Genomic DNA, 14,174 nt, shown 5'->3' on the forward strand with positions numbered 1-14,174 from the left:
AATAAGTCTTTAAAGGGAAATGTGCTTAATGAAGAGGAAAAAAGACTGTTGCATATAATGAATAAGTCTTTAAAGGGAAATGTGCTTAATGAAGAGGAAAAAAGACTGTTGCATATAATGTATTCGAAGGAAAGAAAATTGCATTGATGATTAAAGGAGAAACAAAAGATAACATTAATAAAAAAGTTGATTTAAAAATAGGAACATATATTGATGGTATGGATAGTGTTCTGATTGAACGAATTCGAAACTCTATTTTTGAAGTTATTAATCGTTTTAATTGTGAGCGACGTTCTACTGAAATGGAATTACGAGCAGAAGATATAAGGAGGATGAGAATTTGATTGAAAGTGCAAAAGCCGCTATGATTGTTGCTCAAAAATTGGTTAAAGCCGCAAATGATATAAAAAGGCAGGAAATGGATAAATTACCAGATGAAATAGATGGTTTAGATGTCCTTGAGGGAGCGCTTAGTGTTGCAAATTTAGCAACACTAGGTGATAATGGGGAGGTGACATCAGGAAGAATGGATTTTACTGGCATAGAAAATTTGCCAGAAGAAATAGGAGAAAATAAAGAAATATTTTCTGTTGCAGATATAGAAGAACTTCCAGATGAAATAAGTACAGATATATTAGATAGTCTTGAGACAGTAAAAGATGAAGAAGTGTCTGAAAAATTATATCTGGGAAACTCTAGGATATTAACAGAAAATACTATAGGCATTAAAGAGAATAAGGGAGATGTAGATCAAAAAAATACCGATGTAGAAAATGATGAATTAAAAGAAAAAAAAGGAGGAAGGTACAAAGATGTGAAAAAAACTAGTGATGGAGAAACTAGTGAAGTGCATCACATGCCGGCAGACAGCGCATCAAAACTCGAAAGAGATGATGGACCTGCTATTAAGATGGAAAAAGAGGATCATCGTCAGACGGCAAGTTGTGGTAATTCTAAGGAAGCACGAGAATATCGAGATAGACAGAGAGAATTGATTGAACAGGGAAAGTTTCGCGAAGCATTGCAAATGGATATTGATGATATACATGATAAATTCGGAGATAAATATGACGATGCAATTAATGAAATGCTGGAATATGTGGATCAGCTAGAACAGGAGGAAAAAATATAATGGATAAATGGGAATTCAAACCATTGGAATCAATTGGGTGTATTAAGTTTGGAATGGATCGAGATGAAGTTCATCGATTGCTAGGAGCAGAGTGCGTTGAGTTTAAAAAGAATAAATTCAGTAAAAATACGTCAGATGATTATAAAAAATTTCATATATTTTATACACCAGACAATAAAGTAGATGCGTTAGAATTTTTTGATGATGTAGAAATTATAATGGAGGGAAAAGTAATATTTCCTATACATTCAGCTGAAATAGAGAAACTTATCCCTCATATAGAAAAAGAAGGGAACTATTATACTCAGGCTGGAAAATCCATTGGAATAGAAGTAAATTCTGGAAAAGCAGAGAGTATATTAGTTGGTGCTAAGGGATATTTTTGATTAATTTTCAGTAATGCAATCAATATAATATCAATGAGTACCATGAAAATATGGCTACATTTGTTTATTCAATTTTATGAGGACGGCTTAAATAGTTGTCCTCGTTTGTTTTGTTTCTTGTAAGCAATATGCCTAATCTTGTTTTTGGACAGATGATCTTATGATTGTAAAAAGATATTGGGATTACATGCGAAAAGTTTGTATAAGTTGAAGTAATAAATAAAAGGGCATTTAGTTAAATATTAGAGAGTAGTTGAAGATATGTTTAGATTAATAAAAGAATTAAAGAAAGGTTTGATGATGCGAATCAATTCGTTGCAGTAGAACTATGACCAAAAGATTATTTAAGGATCTTCTGTAGACAAGTTTCACTGTCTTTTTTTCTATAATCTGTTACAATATACATAATTTATATCGTTTATGACCTGATCTTGTTTTGCAAACAGACTCTCTGTAAGGGGAACGTAGATGTGGATATTATATACGCTCGAAAAGAATATTCCAATTGGTGGATATTCTTGCTTCAGGAAAACTTAATTCCGGAAATGTGGAAACCGGTGTTCCGGAACACGGAAACCGTCTTGATTGGCTTAGTGGATATTTATCGGGTACAACTCATTTGTCAAGCCCAGAGCCGCTTTGCGGTGCGAAGCAGGCTTTACGATTGAGTTGAAACTGATAAACTAGTATTGCTCCAATCACACACTTTTCTTGGTTTCCTTACGCCGGACAGCAGGGACATGGTAGCCGGAATATTCAAATTGGAATCTCGGATTATGAAGAAATGTATGGAAAACACTTTTAATGTGTGAATAAAAGTGGAGTGATTGCGGAGATTTTGAGAAGTAAGTAAGTGAAGAGGACTTTGGTAAGACGCTTAGAATGAATATATTGGAAAGTTTTTATATTTGCAGGAAGAGTAGCAACATTAGTGTCCATTGAGGAAAGGGGGATGATAAGTATGAAACAGAGATATCAAACAGTAAAAGAATATGATGAAAAAATGAAATCGATGTCAAACCAAGTTGTGTCAATATATTTGAATATATGTCATGATCCTAGCATAAAAAAGGAAAAAGCAATTCTAAGTTTAAATGCTAAAGTAGGAAGTAAAGCGACACGATATGCGAACATCGAAACAAAAAAATTCCTTTCTGCAGAAGCATATAGGGATGAATGGTTGCATGGAGCGTTAGAATCAAATGATCATCACATGATTGAATTGTTAAAGAATAATATTTTACGTGAATATATTATTTTGTTTCTTGAAAGAAGTTTTTTGAAAAATGAAAAGAAATATCGTAAAATTAAACTTGAAAGTACAGATAGAGAATTGTATTTAGGAAAAAATGATTGTGTTATAGGCGTTTTTATTGCTCCGCGTAAAAGCAATGAAATTTGGCATAGTTATAAATTGAAAGGATTAAGTGTAAGATATAAATATTTGTCATTGGGACAACTGGTATATGAAGGATACTTAAAGGGGAAAATACAGGATGACAAATACGAAGCTGAATTAATTAAAGTAAACGATTTTGAGGATATTATCAGATTTTATGAGATATTCATAAGGAATAGTTCCAAAAATGAGAAGAAATTTATTGAAAATTATTTGACATATGTGAAAACAAAGGACGAATGGATGGACATTCCTATGTTGCTTCCGGAACTTAGGTGGGGAGGAAAAGACGCATTTCATAAATATAGGGTGGATTATTTTATCGCTAATTATTTTACCGGAAAGCGCCTTGCTATAGAACTTAGTCCTGATTCAACACATTTAATTGGGAAAAACATTAAAAATGAATGGAAAAAAGAAAATGATAAGCGAAATAGTTATCAGTTTGATTATAAGGCTGATACAATAATATATACAAGTGAAGATTTAAAAGATATAGAAAATTGTTTTAGCAGGATATTATATATTTTTGAAACAAGTGAAAGAAAATTAAAATACGAAGAAATTATAAAAACAATAAAAATGAGTACTTTATAAGGCTATCGATTATACGCAAAACATGTCCAATGGTGTCAAGCGGAAATTATCAGTTCATAATGAGTCAAAGTCTTTTCTGTTAAAATGTATTTCGAAGGTATACTTTCGTACAGAAACCTATCAATGAAAAAAGTAGAATGTCATAATATATTAAATTAAGTCAAATAACGAAGACGGTCAATACACTAAAATTAGTGTGTTGGCGGTCTTTTTATGCGTGCTCACTATGAAATGCTCTGACAGGGAAAGTTCCGAAACCATCCAGAATGATTGAGTGGATAATATATTGTTGCTGTAATCCTGTCGTTATACACATGGCAATTTCGCAATAATGCATGCTGTGACACGGCAATTGTCTGGATCGCATTGAAGTTCTCAAGGAAGCATGATAATCTTTGCTTAAAGTAAAACAAGAAAGCGCCGGCGTTGATTTGCAGGACAGATGATGGTATGATATAAAATAACAATACTAGATTTTAAGTGGTCTTTCGGACAGAGGACAGATGAGACGATTGCTGAGTTATCCTGTGTGTAATAAGTCAGGATACGAGATCAGGGAAGCCGCACTTTACTTGTTTTATGACAGTTTTATATAAGCAGGGAAAGGGAGGCGTGATAATGAGTTATGATAAATACTCAAAAGCCACAAAAGAAACGGCAGAGAATCTAAGAATTATAGATGATGCTATGTTCCGGCTGGTGGCAGGAAGAAAGGGAGTTTGTCAGGAGATACTTCGTACATTATTGGATAAACCGGAATTAAAGGTAATTAGGGTGACGCCGCAGAGCGTTATTACGAGCCTGCACAGGGAGATTATTCTGGATGTGCTGTGTGTTATGGAAAATGGTGCGTATATGAATATTGAGATGCAGAAGGGCTCCGGAAATGATGATATCAAGAGAAACAGGTTTTATGCTTCATCCACTACGGCAGCATATACACCTAAAGGAACTGATTTTACAGATATTCCGCAGGTAACTATTTTGTATATCACAGAATATGATGCGCTGCATAACGGACAGATGATCACGCATGTGAAGCGTTGCATGGAAACAAGAGAAGGATTTGTTCCTGTAGATGACGGGGAGGATATCTATTTTGTCAATACAGTGGTCAGGGATGGCTCGGATAAATCTGAGCTGCTACAACTGTTTTTGCGAAAAGATGTGTTTGAAGAGACAAAATTCCCGGAATTAAGCAAAGCAGTAAAGTATTTCAAAGAGACAGAAGGAGGTTTTGGAGAAATGTGCAAAACGGTAGAGGATTATGCGAAAAACTATGCGAAAGATTATGCTGAAGAACGTGAAGAAATAGTACGTGAAGAGGAAAGGAAGAATGCTGAGAAACGTGAAAAAACAGCACGCGAAGAGGAAAGGAAGAATGCAATTCGCAAAATGCTGGGAAGTGGATTATCCAGAGAAATGATTCTTTCTATGAATTATTCCGAGAAAGAATTGAAAGCGGTTGAGAAGGAACTGTCATAATGGGCGTAAGGCTGATTATTTATTATGATCTCATGGCAACAGGTTCTATGTAAGGGGAACGTAGAGGTGGATATATATGCTCGAAAAGAATATTCCAATTGGAATCTCAGATTTTGAAGAAATACGTGGGAATCATTTTTATTATGTGGATAAAAGTGGATTGATTGCGGAGATTTTGAGAAGCGAGTCGGTGAAAGTATCTTTGATCACACGCCCGAGGCGCTTTGGTAAGACGCTGGGCATGAGTATGTTGGAAAGCTTTTTTGATATTCGCAGGCAGAGTAGGAATTTATTTGAGGGATTGGAAATTACTAGGTATACGGAACTCTGTGATCGGTGGATGAATCATTGGCCGACCATTTTTGTGTCGTTTCGCCGGGTAGATGGTCTGGATTTCCAGGGGGCTTATGATATGCTTTCTCTGGTGATCTCCGAGTTGTTCAGGAATCATTTATATTTGCTTGACAGTGATCGCGTGAATGATTATGATAAACGGACGATCAAACGGATTGCGGAGGGTGAAGCAACCGTTAAAGATATGAAGGACAGTCTGGTACTGCTGATCGGTGCGATGAGGCAGCACTACAACAAAAAGGTCATTCTGTTGATGGATGAATATGATGTGCCGATTGCCAAAGCAAACAGTCACGGATATTATCAGGAAATGCTGGATGTGATCAAGGGTATCATGCAGGCATTAAAGGATAATTCGGCACTGCAGTTTGCTGTGATTACAGGATGTCTGAAGATAGCGAAGGAAAGTATATTTAGCGGAACGAATAATTTTGTGTCGGATACGATTACAGATTCCAGATTAAATGAATATTTTGGATTTACGCAGGAGGATATGGCATATATTCTGAGAGATCTGGACGCGCAGGAGTATGCGGATAAGATAAAGAACTGGTATGATGGATATCATTTTGGAGATTTTGATGTATATTGCCCGTGGGATGTAATGAATTATTTGCATGATCTGCAAAGAAACCCGCAGGCGGAGCCATGTGGTTATTGGAAGAATACAAGTGATAATGCCATAATTCGTTCCTTTATTGATCATGCGGGAAGCACGATTACGAAAAAGCTTGAGACATTGCTGGCAGGTGGTTATATTGTGCAGCGTATTGATGAGGATCTTACTTATGATTATCTGCATTCATCCGAAGATAATCTTTGGAGTGTTTTGTATCTGACGGGGTATTTGACCAGAGTAAGGGAGGAAGAGCTGACGGATGCAGTGCCGGAAGGAATGACGGTGCTTGTCATTCCGAATGCGGAGATTAAGGAAATATTTGAAACAACAGTGATACAGTGGTTTGATGACAGCACGAAGCAGTGGAGCCGCAGAGAGCTCTTTGACGCGGTATGGAATGAGGATAGTGAAAAGGTTGCGGAGGAGATGAGTAAACTTTTGCGCAAAACGATCAGTTATCACGATTACAGGGAGGACTTTTATCATGCTTTTCTGGCGGGAATCTTTGCGGGGGCTGGATATGCTGTGGAGTCAAACAGGGAACATGGCGAGGGAAGAAGTGATGTTGTGGTTAGCGATCCGATGAACGGCAGAGTGGCTGTGTTTGAAGCGAAATATGCGGATTCGCTGCAGTCCATGGAGCGCAAATGTGATGAGGCACTTTGTCAGATGGATGAGAAAATGTATGCCAGAGAGTATGAAGATGATTATGATCAGATTGTGTGCTATGGCATCGCATTTTTTAAGAAGAGATGTCTTGTGCGTAGCAAATAATACGTCCACAATTTACCAAAAGGTACGGATCATGGATCCGTACCTTTTTCACTTTGGAATAAAAGCTTCCCTTTTTGCGTTTCTTTGTCTGGTAGGTTCTCACGCGCACCGAGAGTGTGACATTTCGCATGGAATGGCGGAAGTTGAAGGTTTTCCGGCGTGGTGAGATTTTATTGTTTTTCATGCGGATGTAGACATATTTTCCGTTGTTTTTGCGGATATAAATACCGGCGTAGCGTCCCTGATATTTGCTCAGCCTGATCTGCAAAAACTGTACACCCGGGGTGGTCTTTTTCTGACGTACGGTGATGGTTGGCGCACGCAGACGGGAGACGGCTTTGACGGAGGTGGAAGATGTGACTGTCCCATTTTTGGTATAGGAAAGTATTTTGTAATAATAAGTTTTGTTTGGTTTTGCTTTCTCGTCCGAAGTGGGCGACAGATTTAGTATTTCAATTTTGTACAGCTATTATTATGAACCATTTTTTGTGAAATTTCTATACGATATTTCCAAATTATGTTAATATGTTATGATGCAGGGGGTAAAAGCAGATAGCATGAGGCAATTCGTGTTATCCGTTGAGCGCAAAATATTTTTTACCCCGATATCTGTTACATTATGACAATGACTTTTAAGGAAGAGTGACGATTTTGAATGAACATAGATATTGTTTTGGTTGTATGAAGCCGCTGACCTGGGATGGCAAATGTACCTCCTGCGATTTTGACCGGGACAGCTATCAGGAGAAGCCGCATCATTTGCCGCTTGGGACGATGCTGCATGGCGGCGAGTATATGGTCGGCAGGGTGCTTGGTGAGGGCGGCTTTGGCATTACTTATATTGGTCTTCATCAGAATCTGCTGATCCCGGTGGCGATCAAGGAGTATTTCCCGAATGGAATGGTTTGGCGCAAGTGTGAGAAGGAGAAGCAGTCTTACAGCGTTGTGCCGTTTACAGCGGAGTCGGAGCAGCAGTTTGACCAGGGGAAAAAGGACTTCCTGCGGGAGGCAAGAGTGCTGTCGCAGTTTGGATTCATGGATGGCATTGTGCGGACGAGGACTTTTTTTGAGGAGAATAATACCGCATATCTTGTTATGGATTATATTGAGGGGGACAGTGTCAAGAAGTACGTGACGGAGAATGGCAGGGTGACGCCGGAGGTCTGCCGGAGGATTATGAGACAGCCGATGCTTGCGCTGATGAAAATGCATGAGTCCAATCTTGTGCATCAGGATGTCAGTCCGGATAATATCATTATTAATGCGCAGGGCAGGGGGGTACTGATCGATTTTGGAGCGGTACGCCATGCAAATGCCATTGATGACCGGACGCGGACGGCGATTTATAAGCAGGGCTTTTCAGCGTACGAGCAATTGGAGAAAAAGGGAGGCAGGGGACCGTGGACGGATGTGTACGGCTTCTGTGCGACTATTTATTATATGCTGTCCGGCGAGAAGCCGTTAGATGCGACGGAGCGGGTTTTTAACGATCGTCTGGTGCCGCTGACGGAATATGTGCCGGAGCTTGATCCGCAGGTGGACCGGCTTTTGATGAAGGGACTGGCGGTGGAAAGCACTTCCAGACTGCAGAGGATTGATGAATTATATGATCTTCTATATGAGAGCGAGGAGGCGGAATACTGGAACGGGGAAGCAACCGGGGTGCCGGAGGAGCACCGCAGACTGCCGAAGGCGAGCAATACATTAAATCTCACGATGGAGATGGAGCGGTGTCTGCAGGAGATGGAGGATCAACGGGCGAGAAGGAAACGTAACAAAACGATTCGGACGGTCGTACTCAGTGCGGCGGTGATCGTTGGCATCGTGCTTCTGATCGCGTGGAAGGTGATGCCGGATCGGGCGGGCAGACCACAGCAACCAGCGGTTACGGCAGATCTGCCGAAGAAAACTGTGGAGGGAGCCGCTTCGGGCGATGCAGACGGGACGGTGACGGAAGATCCGGCAAATGCAAGCGGGGCTGCCGATCCTGAGAATACCGCAGGCGCAGAGGAGACCATACGTCCGGAGGCATCTAAGAAGCCGAAGAAAACGGCGACACCAAAGAAAAAGAAGAATAGGAAAAGCACGAAAGCGACAAAGGCACCGGTTGCGACCGCTGCACCGACAAGTGTCCCACAAAAGGTACAGGCGACAAAGAAGCCTGCCGGGACAGAAAGCAAAAAGAAAAATAATGTGAAGATGGATGGCAATCTGGATGACTTCTTCCAATAATTTTTAATAATAGGAAGCTGCATGAAATGCGTGAAAGGTGCTTTAAAAAATGAAAAATATATGAGAGATTGACAGATAGATAACTGCGTGGTATGCTTTGCTTTGTTCAGTGATTTATCAGTGTGCCTGCGCCGCAGCAGGTGATACGGGATAGATTGAAAAGGGAATGCAGTGAGATGCTGCAGCAGCCCCCGCTACTGTAAGAAGGATGACTCTTTCGCCGGAGCAAGATCCGGAACCACTGTACTGCGTCAGGCGGTATGGGAAGGGAGAGAGGAAGATGATTTCGAGCCAGGAGACCTGCTGGACAGAGACAGACATATGGCGTTTTGATGAAAGCAGCCCTCGGTGGGAGGGAGCGGACACGGAAACGTTTCTTTTGTGTTGAATTTTTTCAGAATATGAAGTCTCTGTACAGCCGAATGTACAGAGGCTTTTTTATGGTATAGGAAAATGCTCGTAACGTAGTGTTATGTCAACGAGAATTGCGAAGCAATTCTTGGAGGGCAAAACGCTGGTTTTGCCTTTTTATAATATTAAGAAAGAGAATAAGATGAGACAGAGAAGATGGAAATATATTGTGGTAGCATTGCTTGTGGTATTCGCAGTGGTACTTGGAATACGTCAGACGCATTTTCAGTCGGTGGATTCCTACCGGCAGGAACAGAAGCTGGTCCGGAAGGATCTGACGGGGGATGATGAACTTTCTTCTATGTATAAGGAAGAAAGTGAGGAGACGCAGCAACCGGAATTGACGAATCAGCCTGTATCGACCGCACATGGTGGGAAGGCGGATCAGAAGGCTTCTGATGGAAAAGAAAAGTCAGGTAAGAACACAGATGACAATACGCTGTCCGCAAAAGCGGACACGTCATCAGGAGAGCCTTCGTCAAAGAAGAATACGTCCGGAAAGTCTTCGGACAAGAAGGGGAAAAATTCCACCTCCGGAAAGCATTCCGACAAAAACAGCTCCGGGAATCCGTCGGCGACAGCGGGGACTTCCGGACAAAATGCAACGGCGGGTCAGACACCGGGGCAGAGCGACGCGGCGGATGCGTCATCCGGTGGCGGAAATGGAGATCAGGCATCCTCCGGACAGAATGGAACGCCAGCAACGCCGGGACAATCGCAGAGTAGTTCGATGGCAACTGCAAAGCCGGGAGGAAGTACAGTGACCACGACACCGGAGGCAGAGAAGATCAGCTGTACGATCGAGATCCGCTGTGACAGTCTGGTGAAGAATAAGAAGCAGGCACAGGAAAGCATTTGGAAATATATTCCGGACGATGGCGAGATTCTTGCGAAGGTGACGGTACAGATGGAGAAGGGTGCCACGGTGTACGATGTACTGGCGAAGGCGTGCAAGGCGAAAGGGATCGCCGTGGACGCGGAATATACGCCATTATATAAAAGCTACTATATTAAAGGAATAGCACATCTTTATGAGAAGCAGGCGGGTGATATGAGTGGCTGGATCTATAAGGTCAATGATGTTGCTCCGAACAGAGGGGCATCAGCCTACAAAATATCAGACGGCGATGCGATCAGCTGGCGTTATACCTGCGATGGGAGAACAACATGAGCAGAGAATCAGAGTTTGCTAAACGGCATCCGGTCGTTATTCTGGTCTATGTGCTGGCATGCATGATCTGGACAATGGTGGTAAGACACCCGGCTGCGATCGTTGTCTCCTTTGTCGGCGCCTCTGTATGCTATGTGGCGCTGGCGGGGATCATACGCTGGCTGCAATTATGGATTCCGGCAGGGATGATGCTTGTGTTTGCGGCGGTGATCCTGCCGTTATTTTCGCACAGAGGTGTGACACCGCTTTTCTATATGAATGGTATGGCGGTGACATGGGAGTCCGTCTATTACGGGATCATGATGACGCTCATGCTGTTTGCGCTGCTGCAGTGGTGCGGCGTGGCGGCGAAGCTTCTCGACAGTGAGAAGGTGCTATATCTGACCGGCAGGGCGATCCCGACGATCGGTCTGATGCTGATGATGATCTTTCGCTCCATTCCGGACATGAGAGATCGTTACCGGCAGATACATGAGGCGCAGATCGGTCTTGGCTGCGCGGGTGGAGAGGCATCGAAGATGCAGCGGATGCGAAGCTTTTTGAGAGAGCTTTCGATGCTGATCTCATGGTCGTTAGAGGATTCGATCGAGATGTCCGTATCGATGGAGTCAAGAGGATACCGAACCGGATCGAGAACGTGGTTTCATTTGTTTTCGTTTCACCGGGAGGATCTGGTCTGGTGTATCTATTTTGTGGTTATGTTTGCCGGTGTATATATTTGCCGGTTTCGAGGAGATTTTAAGGCATATTATTTCCCGGAGATCTGGCAGAAGGCATTGTCCGGCTGGTCTGTTGCAGCACTGGTCACGGCAGCGGCCGGCATGCTTGCGCCGGTGGCCTATGACAGTTACTTTTTGATGTCTGTACGAGATATGGGACAGATGGGAGACGGTGAGAAAGGAGACGCATAATGGAACAAAAAGCAGTTTTATCCTGTGAACATGTGTCGTTCTGTTATCCGAGACAGACGGACAATGCGATCGAGGATATCAGTTTTTCCATTGGAGAGGCGGAGTTTGTCGTGCTCTGCGGACAGTCGGGCTGCGGCAAGACAACGCTTCTGCGTCACTTCAAAAAGAATCAGATCCCATTTGGAACGGGCTCGGGTAAGCTGTATTACCGGGGGAGTGACCTGGAGACGATGGATGACCGGGAGAGCGCGGCACGGATCGGCTTTGTCGGACAGAATCCGGATACACAGCTTGTGACAGATAAGGTGTGGCATGAGCTTGCTTTTGGACTGGAGAATCTCGGCGTGCCGGGAGAGCAGATCCGGCGGCGGACGGCAGAGATCGCCCAGTATTTCGGGATGGAGTCGTGGTTTCGCAGACCGGTCTCCGAGCTTTCGGGTGGACAGAAGCAGTTGTTAAATCTTGCCTCTGTGGTGATCATGCAGCCGGATGTGCTTCTGCTTGATGAGCCGACGGCGCAGCTTGATCCGATCGGCACCGGAAGATTTCTGGATACGCTGCGGCGGTTGAACCGCGATCTGGGAACGGCTGTGCTTTTGTCGGAGCAGCGGCTGGAGGAGGTCGTTCCGATGGCAGACCGGGTGCTGATCATGCATCAGGGGCATCTGGTGGCGGACGCGGTGCCGGGGCAGTGTGCGGCGAAGCTCGAAGCGTATGAGAGGGATCATAACGAAGCACTTCCGATTGCTTCTGCAATGCCGGTGGCGGTCCGGGTATGGAAGGCATGCCATTACAGGGACGAGGCGAACTCTCCGGTCAGTATCCGGCAGGGAAAGAGCTGGCTGGCTGATCATGTCCGTAAAACAGGACAGCCCGGTGAGCCCATCAAGTCTGCGGTATCCGACAGGCATCCCTGCCATACGGCGAAGCGTGCCGTGTCAGAAACGGCACTTTTTGTGGACAGGCTCTGCTTCGGTTATCAGAAGGATCAGCGTGTGCTGGAGGATTTTACCATGCGTGTTCCGAAGGGGATGCTCTATGCGGTGGTGGGGGGCAACGGCTCCGGCAAATCAACGGCATTAAAAGCGATCATGGGGATCTGCAAGCCTCGGCGCGGCAATGTGAAGGCGGCGGGCAAGATTCGTTTTCTGGCACAGAATCCGAAGAGCCTTTTTACGGAGCTGACGGCTGCCGAGGAGCTGATGGCGATGCTTCTTCCGGAAAACGGAGGGGCAGGCTTGAAGGAAGCGGACAGGACGCAGAGAGTCGGGGAAATGCTTTCTTATCTGGAGCTCACTGCGCAGCGGGAGCAGAATCCGATGGACTTAAGCGGCGGGCAGCAGCAGCGGCTTGCGCTTGGAAAACTGCTTCTTACAGAACCGGATATTCTGTTACTTGATGAGCCGACAAAGGGACTTGATGGTGCATTTAAGGAAAAGCTTGCAGAGTTTTTGAAGGATCTGTGCAGCAAAGGGAAAACCGTTGTGCTTGTATCGCACGATATGGAATTTTGTGCGCGCTATGCGGATCAGTGCGGTCTGTTGTTTGACGGGCAGCTGATCAGTGAAGGGGAGACGAGAGCATTTTTCAGAGAAAATGTTTTCTATACGACGGCGGCACAGCGGATGAGCCGGGGCGTCTGTGGGGATTGTCTGCTGGCGGAGGATATCGTCCGGGCTCTGCAGGAAGCGGGGTGTGCCGGATGAAACAGTCAGGACAAATCTCCGGACGTCAGTTTGACTGGGAGGAATATTTGCGGCAGCGGTCCAGGCGCCGTGTGACAAGCGGCATTTTGCTGCTGGTGTCGGTTGTGGCATTACTGTTTGTGTCGACGGTTTTGTTGCGCGGCAGATATTATCTTTTGATGGGATTTGGCGTTGTGCTTCTGATACTTGTCCTGTTTTTTGGACAGTATGAACGGCGCAAACCGCAGGCGAGAGAAGTTGTGCTGTTGTCGACTCTCACCGCATTGTGCGTGGTGATGAATGAGATCTGCGCACATACGATACCGTTACATGCCGGAACCACGATGGTGGTGATCTGTGGCATTGGCCTTGGTCCGGAGGCGGGCTTTCTGATCGGCGCAATGAGCCGGCTGGTGTGTAATTTTTTTGATGGTCAGGGGCCATGGACTCCTTGGCAGATGGCTGCCTGGGGGATGGTCGGATATTTGTCCGGCATGGCTTTCAATAAAATAGAACGCAGACGAACGGGAGAAACGCTTGCCAGACGGCTTTCTCTGGAGAAGGGACGCAGGTTCCGTGTGGTAATGGGACCGGTTCTTTGCATTCTGTCTGCGTGGGTGCTTGCTTATGTGGTCTATCTGTTTCGGAGAAGCCCGGGAGAGAATTTCTTTGGATGGAGATTGTACTTCTACGGACTTGCCGGAATGGCAGCGGGCTGTATCCTGCAGAGGAAAAAACTTCCGGTGGATGACATTACAACAACGGTGTTTACGTTTTTTGTGGTGTTTCTGCTGTATGGAGGTGTGATGAACTTTGCGGCGATGCTGATGACGAATTCGATGGATCCGTCATCCGGACAGATCAGCTGGGAGACCCTGAAAGCATTATACCTGACAGGAGCACCCTACGATGCAGCGCATGCCGGTACGGCGGCGTTGTGTATGTTCCTTTTCGGGGACAGCATTTTACAAAAGCTGGAGCGTATACAAGGGAAATTTGGGATTACACTGTAGACAAA

General features: G+C 44.3%; 12 protein-coding genes and 1 riboswitch. Of the genes, 11 read left to right on the forward strand and 1 reads right to left on the reverse strand.

What is annotated here, in order from left to right; all coding sequences use genetic code 11:
• Window positions 1–146 precede the first annotated feature (146 nt).
• The 6 genes from DXA20_RS06745 (at window position 147) to DXA20_RS06770 (ending at window position 6,746) form a co-directional block, all read left to right on the forward strand.
• Window positions 147–344: a hypothetical protein gene (locus DXA20_RS06745; RefSeq protein ID WP_118559747.1), complete on the forward strand. Its 198-nt coding sequence runs from the start codon at window positions 147–149 to the stop codon at window positions 342–344.
• On the forward strand, window positions 341–1,132 hold the full coding sequence (locus DXA20_RS06750; RefSeq protein ID WP_118559748.1) for a hypothetical protein: 792 nt from the start codon (window positions 341–343) through the stop codon (window positions 1,130–1,132). The genes DXA20_RS06745 and DXA20_RS06750 overlap by 4 nt, the downstream gene beginning before the upstream one ends.
• Window positions 1,132–1,518, forward strand: a complete 387-nt coding sequence (locus DXA20_RS06755) for a hypothetical protein (RefSeq protein WP_118559749.1) — start codon at window positions 1,132–1,134, stop codon at window positions 1,516–1,518. The genes DXA20_RS06750 and DXA20_RS06755 overlap by 1 nt, the downstream gene beginning before the upstream one ends.
• Window positions 1,519–2,479: 961 nt before the next feature.
• Window positions 2,480–3,514: a hypothetical protein gene (locus tag DXA20_RS06760; protein WP_118559750.1), complete on the forward strand. Its 1,035-nt coding sequence runs from the start codon at window positions 2,480–2,482 to the stop codon at window positions 3,512–3,514.
• A 618-nt stretch (window positions 3,515–4,132) separates the two neighbouring features.
• Window positions 4,133–4,999: an Rpn family recombination-promoting nuclease/putative transposase gene (locus tag DXA20_RS06765; protein ID WP_158577157.1), complete on the forward strand. Its 867-nt coding sequence runs from the start codon at window positions 4,133–4,135 to the stop codon at window positions 4,997–4,999.
• Between the two features lie 76 nt (window positions 5,000–5,075).
• On the forward strand, window positions 5,076–6,746 hold the full coding sequence (locus DXA20_RS06770) for an AAA family ATPase (RefSeq protein ID WP_118559752.1): 1,671 nt from the start codon (window positions 5,076–5,078) through the stop codon (window positions 6,744–6,746).
• Here DXA20_RS06770 and DXA20_RS16005 read toward each other — a convergent pair.
• Entirely contained in the window at window positions 6,715–7,014 is a 300-nt protein-coding gene (locus DXA20_RS16005) for a hypothetical protein (protein WP_147403711.1), read from the reverse strand. The two genes, DXA20_RS06770 and DXA20_RS16005, sit on opposite strands and share 32 nt — an antisense overlap.
• Window positions 7,015–7,397: 383 nt before the next feature.
• Between DXA20_RS16005 and DXA20_RS06775 the strand changes: the two genes are divergently transcribed.
• The 5 genes from DXA20_RS06775 to DXA20_RS06795 all read left to right on the forward strand — a co-directional run bounded on the left by DXA20_RS06775 (window position 7,398) and on the right by DXA20_RS06795 (window position 14,169).
• Window positions 7,398–8,978 (forward strand): serine/threonine protein kinase, encoded by a 1,581-nt coding sequence (locus DXA20_RS06775; RefSeq protein WP_147403712.1) that lies wholly within the window; start codon window positions 7,398–7,400, stop codon window positions 8,976–8,978.
• 101 nt (window positions 8,979–9,079) lie between these two features.
• Window positions 9,080–9,300: riboswitch (cobalamin riboswitch) on the forward strand.
• A gap of 231 nt (window positions 9,301–9,531) precedes the next feature.
• The gene (locus DXA20_RS06780; protein ID WP_158577158.1) at window positions 9,532–10,560 is read left to right on the forward strand and encodes a DUF4430 domain-containing protein; all 1,029 of its coding nucleotides are present in this window, start codon (window positions 9,532–9,534) and stop codon (window positions 10,558–10,560) included.
• Window positions 10,557–11,471: an energy-coupling factor transporter transmembrane component T gene (locus DXA20_RS06785; protein WP_118559755.1), complete on the forward strand. Its 915-nt coding sequence runs from the start codon at window positions 10,557–10,559 to the stop codon at window positions 11,469–11,471. Before DXA20_RS06780 ends, DXA20_RS06785 begins: the two co-directional genes overlap by 4 nt.
• Window positions 11,471–13,177 (forward strand): ABC transporter ATP-binding protein, encoded by a 1,707-nt coding sequence (locus DXA20_RS06790; RefSeq protein WP_118559756.1) that lies wholly within the window; start codon window positions 11,471–11,473, stop codon window positions 13,175–13,177. The genes DXA20_RS06785 and DXA20_RS06790 overlap by 1 nt, the downstream gene beginning before the upstream one ends.
• On the forward strand, window positions 13,174–14,169 hold the full coding sequence (locus DXA20_RS06795) for an ECF transporter S component (protein ID WP_022306921.1): 996 nt from the start codon (window positions 13,174–13,176) through the stop codon (window positions 14,167–14,169). Before DXA20_RS06790 ends, DXA20_RS06795 begins: the two co-directional genes overlap by 4 nt.
• Window positions 14,170–14,174 lie beyond the last annotated feature (5 nt).

This window comes from Roseburia sp. AM59-24XD, from assembly GCF_003478445.1.
GTDB lineage: Bacteria > Bacillota > Clostridia > Lachnospirales > Lachnospiraceae > Jutongia.